At 32.8% G+C, this 17,529-nt stretch carries 18 protein-coding genes; 6 read left to right on the top strand and 12 right to left on the bottom strand.

The genetic code is table 11. The features are described from left to right. Positions 1-2: 2 nt before the first annotated feature. The 4 genes from ACNFIH_RS10350 to ACNFIH_RS10335 form a co-directional block, all read right to left on the bottom strand. Entirely contained in the window at positions 3-710 is a 708-nt protein-coding gene (locus tag ACNFIH_RS10350) for a porin family protein (protein WP_142450252.1), read from the bottom strand. Position 711: 1 nt separating this feature from the next. Then, positions 712-1,443, bottom strand: a complete 732-nt coding sequence (gene ubiE / locus ACNFIH_RS10345) for a bifunctional demethylmenaquinone methyltransferase/2-methoxy-6-polyprenyl-1,4-benzoquinol methylase UbiE (protein WP_426486555.1) — start codon at positions 1,441-1,443, stop codon at positions 712-714. Positions 1,444-2,029: 586 nt separating this feature from the next. Then, positions 2,030-2,512 carry a dihydrofolate reductase gene (locus tag ACNFIH_RS10340; protein ID WP_426486554.1) on the bottom strand — a complete coding sequence of 161 codons (483 nt, stop codon included), beginning with the start codon at positions 2,510-2,512 and terminating at the stop codon, positions 2,030-2,032. Positions 2,513-2,530: 18 nt separating this feature from the next. After that, entirely contained in the window at positions 2,531-2,869 is a 339-nt protein-coding gene (locus ACNFIH_RS10335; RefSeq protein ID WP_426486553.1) for a 2TM domain-containing protein, read from the bottom strand. A 245-nt stretch (positions 2,870-3,114) separates the two neighbouring features. Here ACNFIH_RS10335 and ACNFIH_RS10330 point away from each other — a divergent pair, with 245 nt between their 5' ends. Further along, positions 3,115-3,411: an isoamylase early set domain-containing protein gene (locus ACNFIH_RS10330; protein ID WP_426486552.1), complete on the top strand. Its 297-nt coding sequence runs from the start codon at positions 3,115-3,117 to the stop codon at positions 3,409-3,411. A 40-nt stretch (positions 3,412-3,451) separates the two neighbouring features. On the opposite strand, the gene ACNFIH_RS10325 is transcribed toward ACNFIH_RS10330, so the two are convergent. From ACNFIH_RS10325 to ACNFIH_RS10310, 4 genes are all read right to left on the bottom strand, one after another. Continuing rightward, positions 3,452-4,303, bottom strand: a complete 852-nt coding sequence (locus tag ACNFIH_RS10325) for a thymidylate synthase (RefSeq protein ID WP_426486551.1) — start codon at positions 4,301-4,303, stop codon at positions 3,452-3,454. Positions 4,304-4,403: 100 nt separating this feature from the next. Further along, positions 4,404-5,027, bottom strand: coding sequence for a bifunctional nuclease family protein (locus ACNFIH_RS10320; protein WP_012023551.1), 624 nt, complete (start codon positions 5,025-5,027; stop codon positions 4,404-4,406). Between the two features lie 162 nt (positions 5,028-5,189). Continuing rightward, positions 5,190-6,158, bottom strand: coding sequence for an electron transfer flavoprotein subunit alpha/FixB family protein (locus ACNFIH_RS10315; RefSeq protein WP_035645652.1), 969 nt, complete (start codon positions 6,156-6,158; stop codon positions 5,190-5,192). A 76-nt stretch (positions 6,159-6,234) separates the two neighbouring features. After that, a complete protein-coding gene (locus ACNFIH_RS10310) occupies positions 6,235-6,981 on the bottom strand; it encodes an electron transfer flavoprotein subunit beta/FixA family protein (RefSeq protein ID WP_035645648.1) in 747 nt (248 codons plus the stop codon). Between the two features lie 491 nt (positions 6,982-7,472). Between ACNFIH_RS10310 and ACNFIH_RS10305 the strand changes: the two genes are divergently transcribed. From ACNFIH_RS10305 to ACNFIH_RS10285, 5 genes are all read left to right on the top strand, one after another. Further along, positions 7,473-8,450 (top strand): pyruvate dehydrogenase complex E1 component subunit beta, encoded by a 978-nt coding sequence (locus ACNFIH_RS10305; protein WP_035645643.1) that lies wholly within the window; start codon positions 7,473-7,475, stop codon positions 8,448-8,450. A gap of 64 nt (positions 8,451-8,514) precedes the next feature. Continuing rightward, positions 8,515-11,019 (top strand): DUF5686 family protein, encoded by a 2,505-nt coding sequence (locus ACNFIH_RS10300; RefSeq protein WP_426486550.1) that lies wholly within the window; start codon positions 8,515-8,517, stop codon positions 11,017-11,019. 125 nt (positions 11,020-11,144) lie between these two features. Beyond that, on the top strand, positions 11,145-11,744 hold the full coding sequence (locus ACNFIH_RS10295; RefSeq protein ID WP_426486549.1) for a DNA-3-methyladenine glycosylase family protein: 600 nt from the start codon (positions 11,145-11,147) through the stop codon (positions 11,742-11,744). Between the two features lie 111 nt (positions 11,745-11,855). After that, a complete protein-coding gene (locus tag ACNFIH_RS10290) occupies positions 11,856-12,386 on the top strand; it encodes an inorganic diphosphatase (protein WP_035645638.1) in 531 nt (176 codons plus the stop codon). 112 nt (positions 12,387-12,498) lie between these two features. Beyond that, positions 12,499-15,051 (top strand): sodium-translocating pyrophosphatase, encoded by a 2,553-nt coding sequence (locus ACNFIH_RS10285; protein ID WP_426486548.1) that lies wholly within the window; start codon positions 12,499-12,501, stop codon positions 15,049-15,051. Between the two features lie 88 nt (positions 15,052-15,139). Here the strand turns inward: ACNFIH_RS10285 and ACNFIH_RS10280 are convergent, their stop codons facing one another. From ACNFIH_RS10280 to ACNFIH_RS10265, 4 genes are all read right to left on the bottom strand, one after another. Then, positions 15,140-15,508, bottom strand: a complete 369-nt coding sequence (locus ACNFIH_RS10280) for a helix-turn-helix domain-containing protein (protein ID WP_035645633.1) — start codon at positions 15,506-15,508, stop codon at positions 15,140-15,142. A 1-nt stretch (position 15,509) separates the two neighbouring features. Continuing rightward, on the bottom strand, positions 15,510-15,806 hold the full coding sequence (locus ACNFIH_RS10275; protein ID WP_035645630.1) for a type II toxin-antitoxin system HigB family toxin: 297 nt from the start codon (positions 15,804-15,806) through the stop codon (positions 15,510-15,512). 144 nt (positions 15,807-15,950) lie between these two features. Continuing rightward, on the bottom strand, positions 15,951-16,565 hold the full coding sequence (locus tag ACNFIH_RS10270; protein WP_035645628.1) for a deoxynucleoside kinase: 615 nt from the start codon (positions 16,563-16,565) through the stop codon (positions 15,951-15,953). Continuing rightward, positions 16,565-17,380, bottom strand: a complete 816-nt coding sequence (locus ACNFIH_RS10265) for a hypothetical protein (protein ID WP_426486547.1) — start codon at positions 17,378-17,380, stop codon at positions 16,565-16,567. Before ACNFIH_RS10265 ends, ACNFIH_RS10270 begins: the two co-directional genes overlap by 1 nt. Between the last annotated feature and the right edge of the window lie 149 nt (positions 17,381-17,529).

Raw genomic sequence — 17,529 nt, 5'->3', positions numbered from 1 at the left:
TTTTAGTGAAAAGTAAAATTTATTAAAATAGCTCGAGATTTCATAGAATCGATATTTCCTGTCCACGGGCTATTTGGGTCATTATCTCTTACTAATTCATCAGTTATTCCAAACATTCCTCTAATAGAAGGAGAAAAAATGAAATATTCTGTAAAGAAATCAATACCAACACCCATTTCATAAGCGGCTGTCCAAGGTTTTACTCTGAATTTTTGTTGCGAATTATCATCTTGAGACTTTGAATTGCTCGACAAATTCAGCGTAGTTGACATTCCGCCAACTAAATACGGACGTATATTTCCTGTGCGCAGCGAAGAGAATTTCAATAATAAAGGGAAATGAATGTAAGTACTGTTCACTTCTCTCAAATAGTCATTTTGAGCAGTAAAATTTGGATAATATAAATCACGTTTTGTGTAGTACAAACCTGGTTCAAAACGCAGATTTATATATTCCTGCAATCTTAAATCCGCTACGACACCAACATTAAATCCGGTAGTTTTTTTTACCTGAATATCCTGGTTCACAACATTTTTATAGTCAAATTTAAAGTCAAAGCTGTTGAAGCCCAAATAATACCCAAAATAAAGGCGTTGTTTTTGCCAGTTTTCAAGATTAATGATAGGGTCTTTGCTGAACATGCTTTTAGCAAATTGCGAATATCCTTTTGTCGATAAGACTAATAAAATTAAGATTACTGTTTTTTTCATACTATTTTTTAGAAGCAGAATAAATGGTTGCAACTCCAAAGGTTTGAGGCATAGCCACAACATCTATAAACCCAATTTTTCTCAAAATATTGTTTAATGCTTCTCCGTAAGGAAAAACAGCAGCAGATTCTGACAAATAGCCATAAGCCGAGTTATCTTTAGAGAATAATTTCCCGATTATAGGAAGTATATTTTTGCTGTAAAATTTATATCCTTGTTTATATGGAGTTTTATCTGGAACTGAAGTTTCTAGAATAACGAATACACCATTTGGTTTTAAAACCCTTAAAATCTCAGCAAATCCTTTTTCTAAATTTTCAAAATTTCGAACACCAAAACCAACAGTTATAGCATCAAAATAGTTGTCTTCAAAAGGGATATTTTCAGAATCGCCTAAAACTAAATCAATAACACCAGAAAGATTTCTCTCGTCGACTTTCTTTTTTCCAACCTCAAGCATTCCGGCTGAAATATCTAAACCAATTATTTTTTCGGCCTTGGTTTGCGCCATTAAAATAGCAAGATCGCCAGTTCCTGTAGCAATATCAAGAATGATTTTTGGCTTAGTATCAGAAACTATTTTTAATACTTTTTTTCGCCATTTAACGTCAATCCCAAATGAGATGACACGGTTCAAATTATCATAATTACCAGAGATGTTGTCAAACATTTGGGCAACCTGTTCTTTCTTCCCTAAAGAAGAGTCTTTATATGGAGTTATTTTTTCAGACATTTTTTTTATTTAGGCAAATATAATACAATCTGACTTAACTGTAATTGGCTTTTTTAAATTGTAAATCAAATGTTTTAAAAGAAGGACTTTTATTGTTGTAAGTCTTCTTGTTTTGCTGATTTAGGGTATCACCAAAAACGGGTATTTTTTCAAAATCACTAAAAGTGGGTATTGTACAATGCTGGTTTTATGTTCAAATTTGTCAAAGATAAAAAGATAGAAATTTAATGATTGATTAAATAATGACTTAAATCAGATGGTTACTTTTTTTGCGCTGGTAATCCATTTGTTCTTGTAAGTAGTTTTGAAATGTTGTCCTTAAAAGCAACATTCTTTTTAAAGTGCAAAGTACGTTCTTAGGATTAAATTTGTTTTTGGAAATTTTAATTTTCTTGCCTTTAATATCTTAGTGGTATTTGTTATTAAAGGCGTTTTTGAGACTTGCTCTCAATTAACATTTATGTTATTCAGTTATTTCAAATGTTTTTAAACATTTGTGATTTTTTTTACCAAAACTATTTCTCGAAAGAGTCAAAATCTAAAATCAATCTTTTTTAAAAAACATCCTTCAAAAGAGGATGTTTTTTTATTTACGGATATAAGTTTCGTAAGTGTAATCATAAAGATGTTTTTCATCTTTGAAATTTTCTTCAGATTCTACTAAAATCCATTCACTTTCGTTGATTTTTGGAAAAAAAGTATCCGCATCAAAAGTATGATGAACTTTTGTTATTTCAATAATATCGGTAAATGGTAAAGCAAGATTGTAAATTTCGCCTCCACCAATAATATATGAATCTTCATTTTCAGGACAAGCAGCAATTGCTTTTTCAATGCTGTCGACTACAATACAACCTTCAGGATTGTAATTATTTTGTCGGGTTATGATAACGTGAGTTCTATTTGGTAAAGGTTTTGGGAAGCTTTCAAAAGTTTTTCTTCCCATTATAATATGATGATTTGTTGTCAGTGATTTGAATCTTTTAAAATCATTTGGCAAATGCCAGACTAAATCATTGTTTTTCCCAAGGGCATTGTTTTCGGCTACAGCCGCTATCATTATAATCATGGCATTCTAAACTAAAAATTATTTCTGAGTATCCTCATTTATTTTGGATTCCAATTGACTGATCCTTTTTTGTTGTAGTGAAACAAGTCTGTCAATTTGTTCTCTTTCCCATTTTTTATTCATAAATCGATCTGTAATATAGACTTTTATAAAATGTAAAATGAATAAAAAGAACCATATCGTAATTCCCCAAATACACCAATTTTGATTTGTTCCAGCTCCAAAACCGAAAAATCGATTAGCAACAAATAAAAATAAACTTCCTATCAGGAAAAGCACAAAATGAAAATATAGGATTTTCTTTTGTCTAATTCTTCTTCTGGCATATTCATACTGTTCTTGTACTTCTTTTTCCATAGGATCTTAAATGAAATGAGGTTATAAAGTTAAAATTTATTTTGAAAAGAAGGAATTTTGATTCTATAATATTTGCTGTTGAATAAGTTAAGAATTTGAAATCAAAAAATTATCATGGATTAATTTATGGATATGATTAAAATAAATAAGCATTTTTGCTATTCTCGTAAATCGGATATTTAGATGCTGAAACTTCAGATGATTTTGCGTAATTTTAGGTATATCAATCTAAAAACTAAATAGTTATGTCGTTAAAGAAACAATTCATCAAAACAAAACCAGTAGTAAAAGTTACTTTTTCAATAGATGCTAAAGATGCAAGTACAGCTGCTGTAGTTGGAGATTTCAATAATTGGAATCCGGAAGAAGGAACTTTGAGCAAATTAAAAAACGGAACTTTTAAAGCGACTTATGACTTAGTAAAAGATGCAATTTACGAGTTTAAGTATTTAATTGACGGAGTGTATGTTAATGAGCCTGAAGCAGATTCTTATAAATGGAATGATTTTGCCGGAAGCGAAAATAGTGTTGTGACAGTATAAAAAAATCCGCTTAAAATTTTAAGCGGATTTTTTTATGTTTTTATACAGCAACACTTCCTTTTATTCCCGGATGCGGTTCATAATCGACAAGAGTAAAGTCATTGTAATCAAAATCAAAAATGTTTTTAATCGCTGGATTTAAAATCATTTTTGGTAATGGTTTTGGCTCTCTCGAAAGCTGTAATTCCAATTGATCAAAATGATTGTTGTAAATATGCGCATCTCCAAAAGTGTGGATAAATTCTCCGACTTCAAGATCGCAAACCTGAGCAATCATCATAGTAAACAATGCGTAAGAAGCAATATTAAACGGAACTCCTAAAAAGATATCAGCGCTGCGTTGATAAAGCTGACAAGAAAGTTTGCCTTTTGTTTCTCCTTTTTCAGTATCGGGACTCGACACATAAAACTGGAAAAAGGCGTGGCAAGGAGGCAAAGCAGCTTTGTTGTTTGCTACATTTTCTTCAAAAGATTTTTTTGTATCAGGAAGAACAGAAGGATTCCATGCTGAAACCAGCATTCTTCTACTGTTTGGGTTTGTTTTTAATTCGTTAATCAATTCTGAGATTTGGTCGATTTCTTCGCTGTTCCAGTTTCTCCACTGATGTCCGTAAACAGGTCCTAAATCTCCGTTAGAATCAGCCCATTCATCCCAGATTTTTACTCCGTTTTCTTGTAGATATTTAATATTGGTATCGCCTTTTAAAAACCAAAGCAATTCATAAATAATTGACTTTAAATGCAGTTTTTTGGTCGTAACCATCGGGAAACCTTCACTTAAATCAAAACGCATTTGGTAACCAAAAACGCTTTTAGTTCCGGTTCCGGTTCTATCTCCTTTTTGATTGCCGTTTTCTAAAACGTGTTTTACTAAATCTAAGTATTGTTTCATTGTTGTTTAATCGTTTAATCGTTTAATCGTGGATTTGTTTAATTGCGAATTTGTTTAATCGATTCAACGAATAAACGGTTTAACGATTAAACATTAAAATTTATCTTCTAGAGATTTCGTCTCTAATTTTAGCGGCTTTTTCGTAATCTTCCTGTGAAACGGCCTGGTCTAAAAGTTCGTTCAGTTCCTGAAGGCTGTGTTTTGCATATACATCTCCAGATTGATTGGTTTCTTCTTCGTGTCCAAAAGTTTCTGGATTCGAAAGCACATCGTCAATTTCCTGTGAACCCTGATCAGAATCGGCAGTATTTGATTTTAAATAAATTCCAGCTTTATCCAAAATGTTTTTATATGTGAAAATTGGTGCATTGAAACGTAATGCTAAGGCAATCGCGTCAGAAGTTCGGGCATCAATTATTTCTTCAATTTTATCTCTTTCGCAAATTAAGCTGGAGTAAAAAACACCATCAACAAGTTTGTGAATGATTACTTGTTTCACGACAATATCAAATCTTTCTGCGAAATTTTTGAATAAATCGTGCGTTAATGGGCGAGGAGGTTTTATTTCTTTTTCTAGGGCAATAGCAATCGATTGGGCTTCAAATGCGCCAATTACGATAGGCAATTTTCTTTCACCATCAACTTCATTCAAAATTAAGGCATAAGCGCCATTTTGAGTTTGACTGTATGAAATTCCTTTTATGGATAATTTTACTAGACTCATATATCATTGTAAAAAGGGCACTTAGCGCCGCATTTTAATACTATTTTTGATTGGAAAATAAAGGTGCAATTTTAATCAAAAAATATGGAACAAAAAAGCTGCCTTAAAACAAAGATACGATTATCTTGTTTTTAGGCAGCTATAATATTAAGAATTCTTAGATTAAGAATGTTGTGCTTTAAAAGCTTTTAATTTCTCAGTTAACTGAGGTACAATTTCAAATGCATCACCAACAATTCCGTAGTCAGCCACTTTAAAGAAAGGCGCTTCAGGATCGTTGTTGATTACCACTTTTACTTTTGAAGAGTTGATTCCGGCAATATGCTGGATTGCTCCAGAAATTCCTATTGCAATATATAAGTTTGTTGCAACTGGTTTTCCTGTTTGTCCAACGTGTTCGCTGTGAGGTCTCCATCCTAAATCAGAAACTGGTTTAGAACATGCTGTTGCAGCGCCTAAAACTTCCGCTAAATTTTCAACTAATCCCCAGTTTTCAGGACCTTTTAATCCACGTCCGCCAGAAACTACGATATCAGCATCAGCGATAGAAACTTTTCCAGTTACTTTTTCCACAGATTCTACTTTTACACCAAAATCATTATCTCCAATTGATGGGTTGAAATCTTCTGCAGCTGCAGCTCCTGCGCTTTCGAAAATTCCGTAAGAGTTTTTAGCCAAACCAAGAACTTTTACATCGGTATCGATTTGTGTAATATTGAAAGCTTTGTTAGAAAAAGCATTTCTTTTTACTTGAAAAGGAGAAGTGCTTAACGGCAATCCTACAACATTTGAAGCAAAACCAGCATTTAAAGCTACTGCAACTAATGATGAAAGATAGATACTATCTGTTGTAGAAGAAAGTAAAACTACTTTTGTTCCTTCTTTTTCAGCAGCTTGTTTGATTACATCGGCGTAAGCCTTTGCGGTAAAACCAGCTAATTTATCATTGTTTACTTTTAAAACTTTATCAACTCCGTATTTGCCTAATTCGCTTACGTCGCTAATGTTTACAGTCAAAGCTGTAACTGTTGTTCCTAATGATTCAGCTACTTTTTTAGCGTAAGAAGCTAATTCGAAAGCAACTTTTTTAAATTTTCCTTCTGCAGATTCTGCATATATTAATATTGACATGATGTTTTTGTTTAAAAGTTTAAAGTTTCAGGTTTAAAGTTTTTGTAAACGGAAACCTGCGACTAAATACTGATTACTAGATTACTTTTGCTTCGTTGTGTAATAAATTGATTAACTCATCTAAATTATCTGCAGAAACTAATTTTACTGCTGATTTTGGAGCTGGTTTTTCAAATTTTACTGCTTTTGTATTTACAGGAGCGTCAACTGGCTCAAGAATAGTTAAAGCTTTAGTTCTTGCTGTCATGATTCCTCTCATGTTTGGAATACGCAAATCTTTTTCCTCAACAAGACCTTTTTGACCACCAATAATTAAAGGAAGCGTAGTGCTTACAGTTTCTTTTCCACCGTCGATTTCACGAACTGCTTTTACATTGTTTCCATCAACAGTAACACTTGTACAAGAGTTTAAGAAGTTAGAACCTAAAATTCCAGCAATCATTCCTGGAACCATTCCACCATTATAATCTAAAGATTCTTTTCCAGCAATTACAAGATCGTAACCACCATTTTTAATTACTTCAGCTAATTGTTTTGCTACAAAAAAACCATCAGTTGGATTAGCGTTTACACGAATAGCTTCGTTTGCGCCAATTGCTAATGCTTTACGTAAAGTTGGTTCAGTATCTGGTCCTCCGACATTCACAACAGTTACAGTTGCTCCTTGTTGTTCTTGAAACCAAATTGCACGTGTTAAACCAAATTCGTCATTTGGGTTTATTACATATTGTACACCATTGGTATCAAATTCTGAATCACCATTGGAGAAGTTAATTTTTGAAGTAGTATCAGGCACGTGGCTGATGCAAACCAATATTTTCATAAGTATATATTTTGAATTTGTAATATGCTTTGACAAATTTAGAAATTAAAATTGGAATAATATACTATGCGTGCATAATATTTTTTAAAAACTATTACGTTTTCGAAGATTCTGAAATTTGACACGTCTTTTTGGGTTTTTCAAAAATGAAAATTCAGCTATTTTGTCTGATTCTTAGGAATTTCGTAATCGTGAAAAGCTGTTCAATTGTTAAAATCGGACGGAATTTATACTAGATTTTGATTTTTTACGTTTGAAAGAATCTAAATTCAAAATCAGAATTACACAAATAAGAGTGTATTTGTATAAAAAGTGTTTTTGCAGATAGAATAATAACAATTATATCGATTTCGTAAATGTTACAACACGTTTTAAAAGTTAAAAGCAGAAGAAGAGAAGAAAGTTCCTGTGATTTTAAATTTAATTTATGCTTTTAAGTGATTTAAAATATTTATTTTTGCTCTTCAGAAAATTCAACATACAATATAAATATGAGAACAATACAATTTAGAGAGGCCATTTGTGAAGCGATGAGCGAAGAAATGCGTCACGATGAATCCATATATTTAATGGGCGAAGAAGTTGCAGAATACAACGGAGCATATAAAGCTTCAAAAGGAATGCTTGCTGAGTTTGGTGAAAAAAGAGTAATCGATACTCCAATTGCTGAGCTTGGTTTTACTGGAATTGCAGTAGGTTCTGCAATGAATGGTAACAGACCGATTGTAGAATATATGACATTCAACTTCTGTTTAGTTGGTATTGATCAAATCATAAATAACGCTGCTAAAATGCGTCAAATGACTGGTGGACAATTTAATGTGCCAATCGTTTTCCGTGGACCAACTGCTTCAGCAGGTCAATTAGGAGCAACTCACTCTCAGGCTTTAGAAAACTGGTTTGCTAATACTCCAGGTCTTAAAGTTGTTGTGCCTTCAACTCCTTATGATGCAAAAGGACTTTTGAAATCTGCAATTCGTGATAACGATCCAGTAATTTTCATGGAATCTGAGCAAATGTACGGTGATAAAGGTGAAGTGCCAGACGGAGAATATACAATCCCATTAGGAGTTGCTGATATCAAACGTGAAGGAAAAGATGTAACGATTGTTTCTTTCGGAAAAATCATTAAAGAAGCTTTTATTGCTGCTGATGAATTAGCTAAAGAAGGAATTTCTTGTGAGATTATCGATTTAAGAACAGTTCGTCCTATGGATAAAGACGCTATTCTTACTTCTGTTAAAAAAACAAATCGTTTAGTAATTCTTGAAGAAGCTTGGCCATTTGCAAGTATTTCTTCTGAAATTACATATATCGTTCAGGAACAAGCATTCGATTTTCTTGATGCGCCAATTCAGCGTATCACAACTGCTGATACTCCTGCACCTTACTCTCCTGTATTGCTTAAAGACTGGTTGCCAAATGCTGGTGATGTAGTAAAAGCAGTAAAGAAAGTAATGTACAAATAAAAAAATCAACAATACTTATAAAACTTCATCAGTCATATTAATTGATGAAGTTTTTTTTTGCCAAATGATAAAAAGAATAATTTTACTCAGCCTATTTTTTGTATTCGCCTTTGTGAATCTTGGAACTGCACAAACAAAAGTGAGTGGAATTGTTTTGGATAAATCAAATCAGCCAGTACCTTTTGCAAATATTGTTTTCAAAGGTTCTAATACCGGAATCGTTTCTAATGAAGATGGACGTTTTTATCTGGAATCTCCCAATACTTATACGGCATTATTAGTTACGTCAGCAGGATTTTCAGATAAGGAAGTTCCTTTGGAAAAAGCAGTCAATTACAATTTCAAAATTGTTTTATTTGAAGAACAAGTGCTAAACGAAGTTGTAATTTATACCGGAAAAACTTCGAAGAAGAATAATCCGGCATTAGATATTTTGAGGAAAATCTGGGAAAGAAAACGTAAAAACGGACTTTATCAATTCAGTCAATATCAAATGCAGAAGTATGAAAAAGTTGAGTTCGACATGAACACGATTGATAGTGCTTTTATGAAGAACAAACTTTTCAAAGGAATGGAGTTTGTGTTTCAACATGTTGATACTTCTGATGTTACAGGAAAAACGTATCTGCCAATTTTTATCAACGAATCGGTATATGATGTTTATGGCGACAATAAATTAAAGAAAGTAAAAGAAAATCTGACTGGAAATAAAATGTCTGGTTTCAATGGAAATCAACAAATTTTATCTTTCGTAAAAGATCTTTATTCTGATTATAATATTTACGATAATCACCTTAAGTTTTTCGATAAAAGCTTCACAAGTCCGCTTTCTAAAACCGGAATTGATGTCTATAATTATGTGCTGAAAGACAGTGCTTATATTGACAAAAAATGGTGTTATAATATTGTTTTTTATCCAAGACGAAAAAACGAATTGACTTTTAAAGGTGATTTTTGGGTAAACGATTCCACTTTTGCCATCAAGAAAATTAATATGGGCGTTACCAAAAGTGCTAATATTAACTGGGTAAAAGATATTTATATTGAACAGGAATTTGAAGTAGAAAATGATTCGGTTTTCCTTTTGACACGTGATTATATGATGTCTGATTTTGCTTTGAATAAGAAAGAAAAATCAAAAGGAGTTTATGGAAAACGAACAACTCTATATCGAAATCATAAATTCAACATTCAAAAACCAGAGAAGTTTTATAAAGAAGAAGTCAATTTTATAGACAATGCCGTTTATGATAGACCTCCGGAGTTTTGGGATGAAAATCGTTTTGAAAAATTAAATAAAGACGAAGCCGGAATTTATAAAATGTTGGATACACTGCAGACGGTCAAGCGATTTAAGCAGTTGTACAGTCTCGTCTCGATATTAGGAAGCGGTTATGTTGAGTTTAAAAATTTCGATTATGGACCTATATTTTCAACTTTTGGTTATAACGAAGTCGAAGGTCTGAGAGTAAGAGTCGGAGGAAGAACTTATTTTGGGCCAAATGATCCATGGCGTATACAGGCATATACGGCTTATGGTTTTGATGATAATAAATTTAAATATGGCGTTTCTGGAAAATGGATGGTTGACAAGAAAAAAAGAATCATTATTTCTGGAGGAAACAGGCGTGATATTGAACAAATAGGAGCGAGTTTAACCACGACGAATGATATTTTAGGACGAAGTTTTGCGTCTTCTGCTTTGTTTACAACAGGAAGCAACGGAAAATTGACTAATATTAATTTGAGTAATGTTTCTTTTGAAATTGAACCCAAAAAGAATTTTATTGTCCAGACTGGATTTTCATATAGAACTTTAGAATCGGCATCAAAAACATTTAGTTTAGATTATTACACAACTTTACCGACGCCCGAAAACCCTGCAGGGGTTGTTGAAAGTAAAGTTAGACAGTCTGAAGCCAATATTCAGTTTGAATATATGCCAAACCGCAAAACGATTGGTTATGGGGTTGAAAGAGATTTAGTTGACAGTCCGTTTAGCCATTTCTTTGTGAATTTCAGTTACGGATTAAAAGGTGTTTTTGAGAGTGATTTTGCTTACGAAAAAATACAGGTTTATTACAAACAGCCTATTATTATTGGCCCATTAGGAAGAACCGATATTATTGTAGAAACTGGAAAGACATTTGGTACAATTCCGTTAGGTTTGATGAGTGTTATTCCTGGAAACCAGACCTATTGGACAATTGAAAATACGTTTAGTAATTTAAATTTTTATGAATTTATTGCTGATCAATATACCACCTTGCAATGGCAACATAATTTTCAAGGAAGATTATTTGCTCGAGTTCCATTTATGAGGAAATTAAACTGGAGAGAATTTATCGGAATCAAAGCGGTTCACGGAACTATTTCAGATGCAAACAGAGCAATTAATGCTTCTGGTCTTCCATATAACGCGCCGGAAAATGTTTATTGGGAATACAATGCCGGAATTGGAAATATCTTCAAAGTTTTCCGAATTGATTTCTCTTGGAGAGGAAGTTACTTAAATATGCCTGATGCCAACAAATTTGCAGTAAAGGGATCTTTTGGGTTCTATTTTTAAAGTTGCAAAGATTCAAAGTTACAAAGTCGCAAAGGTTTAATTCTTTGCGACTTTTTTTGTGAAATAAAACTTTGCGTCTTTGCGAGATTCTTTTTTATTTAATTTTGGCAAAGACTTAAATACTTATGCAAGAAGCCATCGATTTTCTAACCAATAAAAATCCGATATTTCAGGAAATAATCGAAAAGTACGGCTTGCCTCCAATTCCGAAACGACCTCAGGGTTTTGAGACTTTGGTATTGCTGATATTGGAACAGCAAGTTTCTGTAGATTCGGCGAAAGCCACATTTTTAAAAATCAAAGCTTATAAAACCTGTAATCCAGAAAATATGGCTGTTTTGTCTGATGAAGAATTTAGAAGTCTTGGCGTAAGCCGACAAAAAACAAAATACATTAAGATTTTGGCGGAAGCCGTTTTAAATAAAGAATTAGATATTGAAAGCCTGCCTTCAAAATCAGCAAAACAAGTTCGAGAAGAACTTATCAAATTAAAAGGAATCGGGAATTGGACAATCGATATTTATTTGATGTTTTGTTTGGAAGAACCCGATTTGATTCCGCTTGGCGATATTGCAGTGATAAATACAATCAAAGAATTACTGAAAATTCATGACAAACAAGAAATGGAAATTCATGCCGAACAATGGAGTCCGTACAGATCTTATGCGACCTATTTGCTTTGGCATCATTACCTAAAAAAGCGAAATAGAACAATTACCTATTAAATGCTTGTTTTTTAATACATAATATAGATAATTTAACCTGTTTTTTTATTGTAAAAATAGAATGTTTGGTTACTTTTGCAACCGAAATTATAGATATAATAAAAAACGAAAATGACCGCAGACAAACTAACGACTTTCGATGTATTAATCGAAATACCAAGAGGAAGCAGAAATAAATACGAGTACGATTTTGAAATCAAAAGAATGCGTTTCGACAGAATGTTATTCTCTTCAATGATGTACCCAGCTGATTATGGATTTATTCCAGAAACTTTAGCACTTGACGGAGATCCTCTTGATGTATTGGTTTTAGTAAACGAACCAACTTTCCCTGGATGTGTAATGGAAGTTAAGCCAATTGGTGTTTTCCACATGGCAGATGATAAAGGACCAGATGAAAAAATTATTTGTGTACCAGTTTCAGATCCAATCTGGAATTCATTAAATGATCTTTCAGATATCAACCCACACTTAGTAAAAGAAATCGAGCATTTCTTCCAAGTTTATAAAGATCTTGAAAACAAAAAAGTTGATGTTGAAGGATGGGGAGACGTAAACGAAGCTTATGCAATTATTGCTGAGTGCACGAAGCGTTTTGATGATATTGAAAATAAACCAGAGGGATTATTTAGCATTAAATAATTTTAGCATTCATATTTTATAAAAAAAGCAATACTCCGTTAGGAGTATTGCTTTTTTGTTTAAATTCGTTTTAGTTAGATTGTTGACTATTAACCAAAACCATTAAAATATTATGAATGCATTTATGATTTACCTGCCAATAGTTATGGCAGTTTTAGGATTACTTTTCATGGGAATAAAAAGGACTTGGGTTTTAAAACAAGATGCCGGAGACGGTAAGATGAAAGAGATTTCAGATTACATCTACGAAGGAGCCTTAGCCTTCCTAAAAGCCGAATATAAACTATTAACCATATTCGTAATTGTTGCAAGTTTAGCTTTAGCAGGAATTACTTTTATTCCGGGAGTAAAAACACATTTATTTATAGTAATTGCATTCATTTTTGGAGCGTTATTTTCAGCTTATGCAGGAAATATAGGAATGAAAATCGCAACCAAAACAAACGTTAGAACAACACAGGCAGCACGTACAAGTTTGCCGCAAGCTTTAAAAGTTTCTTTTGGCGGAGGAACTGTAATGGGACTTGGTGTTGCAGGATTAGCAGTTTTAGGTTTAACAGCATTCTTTATAATTTTCTTTAATTTATTATCTGACGGAGTTTGGAAAGATACTGAAACAATGACTGTTGTTTTAGAAACTTTAGCGGGGTTTTCACTAGGGGCAGAATCTATCGCATTGTTCGCGAGAGTTGGAGGTGGAATTTACACTAAAGCAGCTGACGTTGGTGCCGATTTAGTTGGTAAAGTTGAAGCCGGAATTCCAGAGGATGATCCAAGAAATCCAGCAACAATTGCAGACAATGTTGGAGATAATGTTGGAGACGTTGCCGGAATGGGAGCAGATTTATTTGGTTCTTATGTTGCAACCGTTTTAGCGGCAATGGTTCTAGGAAATTATGTTATTAAAGATATGGGTGGAAGTATTAATGATGCTTTCGGCGGAATTGGTCCAATTTTGCTTCCAATGTCAATAGCTGGTTTCGGAATTTTGTTTTCGATTATCGGAACAATGTTAGTGAAAATTTCAGATGATAATGCTAAAGAAGCTCAAGTTCAAAAAGCATTAAATATAGGAAACTGGGTTTCGATTGGATTAACTGCAATTGCTTGTTATTTCTTGGTGCAGCATATGTTACCGGAAGTTATGACAATGGAATTTTTTGGAGAAGGTTCACAGCAAATTTCTTCAATGCGTGTTTTCTATGCTACATTAGTAGGATTAGTTGTTGGCGGCGCTATTTCATCAGTAACCGAATATTATACAGGATTAGGAACAAAACCAGTTATGGCAATTGTTCAAAAATCTTCAACAGGAGCGGGAACAAATGTAATTGCAGGTTTGGCAACCGGAATGATTTCTACTTTTCCAACAGTTTTATTATTTGCAGGTGCCATCTGGATTTCTTATGCTTTAGCAGGATTTTATGGAGTTGCATTAGCGGCTTCAGCAATGATGGCTACAACGGCAATGCAATTAGCAATTGATGCTTTCGGACCAATTTCTGATAATGCTGGAGGAATCGCTGAAATGAGTGAATTGCCAAAAGAAGTTCGTACAAGAACCGATATTTTAGATTCAGTTGGAAACACAACTGCAGCAACCGGAAAAGGTTTTGCAATTGCATCTGCAGCATTAACTTCGCTAGCATTATTTGCTGCATACGTAACTTTTACAGGAATTGACGGAATCAACATTTTTAAAGCACCAGTTTTAGCGATGTTATTTGTGGGCGGAATGATTCCTGTGGTTTTCTCAGCATTAGCGATGAATTCTGTTGGAAAAGCGGCAATGGATATGGTTTACGAAGTGCGTCGTCAGTTCAAAGAAATTCCAGGAATTATGGAAGGAACCGGAAAACCAGAATATGGAAAATGTGTTGAGATTTCTACAAAAGCTGCGTTACGCGAAATGATGCTTCCAGGAATTTTAACGATTGGATTTCCAATCGCAATCGTACTTTTAGGAAAATTAGTTTATTCAGATAACAATCAATTAATAGCTGAAATGTTAGGTGGATATATGGCTGGAGTTACCGTTTCTGGGGTTCTTTGGGCAGTTTTCCAAAACAATGCAGGAGGTGCTTGGGACAATGCTAAAAAATCTTTTGAAGCTGGAGTTATGATCAACGGCGAAATGACGTATAAAGGTTCTGATGCGCATAAAGCAGCCGTAACCGGAGATACAGTTGGAGATCCGTTTAAAGATACTTCTGGGCCATCAATGAATATTTTGATTAAATTGACTTGTTTGATCGGATTGGTTGTTGCACCAATTTTAGGTGAAGGACATTCATCTACAGGAATGACAGAAAAAGGTTCTTGTTGTGTTAAAACAGAAGTACATGTAGGTGGAGTTTCTAAATGTGGCGATATGTCTGGAATGACTAAAGAAGAATGTGCTAAAATGTGCAAAGAAAAAGGTTGCACAGTAGAAGAAATTGCAAAATGTCTTGCACATTATGACGCAAACGGAAAATACATTCATCAAAAAACAGATTGTTTTGACACTAGTAAATACGAGAAAAAATCTGTTCGTGTTGAACTGAAAAATATAAACGGAAAAACTACCGGAACAGTAACTAAAACAGAAAATGGTAAAACGACAACTGAAGTTTATGAAGGAACGGAAGACGAAGTGAAAGCTAAGATTGATGCTGTAAAATAAAACCAATTTTTTATCCTAATAGGTTTCTAAAACCTGTTAGGATATCATAAATAAAAATGCCTCTAAAATTATTTAGAGGCATTTTTATTTATGGATTTAAGCTGTATTCTTTAATTAAAATTGATGCTGGAATATGAAGAGCTTCGGTTAAAACTCTAATTTGTTTAATTGTTAGAGCTCTCTTTCGGTTAAACAATTCCGATACTCTTGAACGACTGTTTAGAATAATTCCTAAATCGGCATCCGTTAATCCATTCTGCTCCATCATAAATTTTATAGCTTCTATAGGATCAGGTTCCGGAATTGGAAAATGAATTTGTTCATACTTTTCTATAAGAGTTACAAGAATATCCAGCTCATCTCCTTCAATAGTATTTGGCTTAGCATCAAAAATAAAGTTGACTCTTTCTAATGCTGCGTTATAGTCTTGTTCTGTTTTTATGGGCTTTATATTCATTTTATAAATTTTTTATATCTTTTAAATTATCATATTCGCTATGCGTCCCAATAAAAAGAATATATACAATTTGTGTATAGTAATTTATTTTTACAATTAAGCGATAATGATTTCCGCAAATATTAAAGACTACTTTATTGTTACCTACAAAATCTGCAGTACCAAAAGAAGATTTTATAACGTTAGAATTTGCAAAATCATTTTTATCAAAAACTTGATACCAAGCTAAAAGCTGTTGTTTAGAATTTGGAAATCTTTCCCAAAAATTTTGCAGTGTTCTTTTTGCTATTATTCTCATAATTAGTTTGACAAATATATTGGTTTTTTCCCAAATAGGGAAATTTATTTAACTATCACAAAAGTAGGAAAATTTTTAAATAAAAATGCCTCTAAAATTTTTTAGAGGCATTTTGTATTTCGTATAAATCTATGAAATCTGTTTTTAAAACAATCCGTTTAATTCAGCATCAATTCTATTAATAATGTTTCCTAAATCTTCAGGATTGTCAACAAAATTAATATTATCAACGTCAATAATCAATAATTTTCCTTTGGTATAAGTCTGAATCCAGGCTTCGTATCTTTCGTTCAAACGGCTTAAATAATCAATCGAAATTGAGTTTTCGTATTCGCGTCCGCGTTTGTGAATTTGCCCAACAAGATTTGGAATAGAACTTCTTAAATAAATCAATAAATCCGGAGCCTTTACTAAAGATTCCATCAATTCGAATAAAGAAGTATAGTTTTCAAAATCACGGCTTGTCATCAAACCCATTGAGTATAGATTGGGAGCAAAAATATAAGCATCTTCATAAATCGTTCTATCCTGAATGATTTTTTTGCCACTTTCGCGAATTTGAAGCACCTGACGGAAACGGCTATTTAAGAAATAGATTTGTAAATTAAATGACCAACGTTCCATTTGGTGATAAAAATCGTCTAAATACGGATTATCAACCACATCTTCATAATGAGGCTCCCATTTAAAGTGTTTGGCTAATAATTTGGTCAAGGTTGTTTTTCCTGCGCCGATATTTCCTGCTATTGCTATGTGCATTACGGTGTTACGATTTTATAATTTACAATTTCTTTAGCTGTAAAAATAGATAAAATTTGGTCTTTGTAATAGAAATTGTCAAACGATTTTTCTAAAATTTCAATTTCAGAAATTATAGCTATTTTCTCTTTACTAATCTCTCTTAAATACAACTGGTTACCTTTGCTGAAAATGTACTTTTGAGCATCAATTATTTCAATTTTATCAAAATCCGAAACATTTCCAAGACTTGTGATTTTTCCGAAAATATCACAGGAAAACCAATTGTTTTTTTTATCGATCCAATAAAAAGTGTTGAAATCTGTCTGATAATGTTTTATAGGTTCTGTTAATGGAATAGAAACCGTTTTGTATTCATTTTTTAAGTAATCGAACAACCCAATTTGCTGATTAAGGGCATTGTAAATCCATAATTGATTTTGAGTCGACATTCCGATGGCGCTCACGACAATTGGAGTTGTATTTAATGAAAAATTGATTTCGGTAATTTTATTTAATTGGTTATCTAATAAAACAACAGTATTGAAATCTTCATAATACAAAACGATTTTCAGCGGATTTTGCAAGTCAGTTTTTGTGATTCTTCCTAAAGAGACATTTTTATATTCAAAAACCTCACTTTCCTTAAATTTACTGAAAACATTATTGCTGATCTGATAATTAAATCCGAATGAATCTTGACCTAAATATTCATCAGCAGTATTGCTTAAATGAGAAATTTGGGTTGCATTTATTTTTGAATTTTGTCCCGAAAGAACAGTGGGAATAACAGCAATTAAAAGGAAAAATAGAATATTTATTGCTGTTTTAGTCATGATTTTTTGGGTTTCGGTCGTGCCAAATTACAAAAAACCTTACGATAAAAGTTTAAAAAGAAGAGATTTTGATGATTTTGCCATTTAAACCTTTTTCAATCGTAATAGTCTAAAAAATAGCGTATTCTGTCTATGCCTTCAAAGCATTG

Source organism: Flavobacterium sp. 2, from assembly GCF_049949195.1.
Lineage (GTDB): Bacteria > Bacteroidota > Bacteroidia > Flavobacteriales > Flavobacteriaceae > Flavobacterium.
Note: the sequence above shows the minus strand (reverse complement) of the source record. Positions and strands in the feature narration are given on the sequence as shown.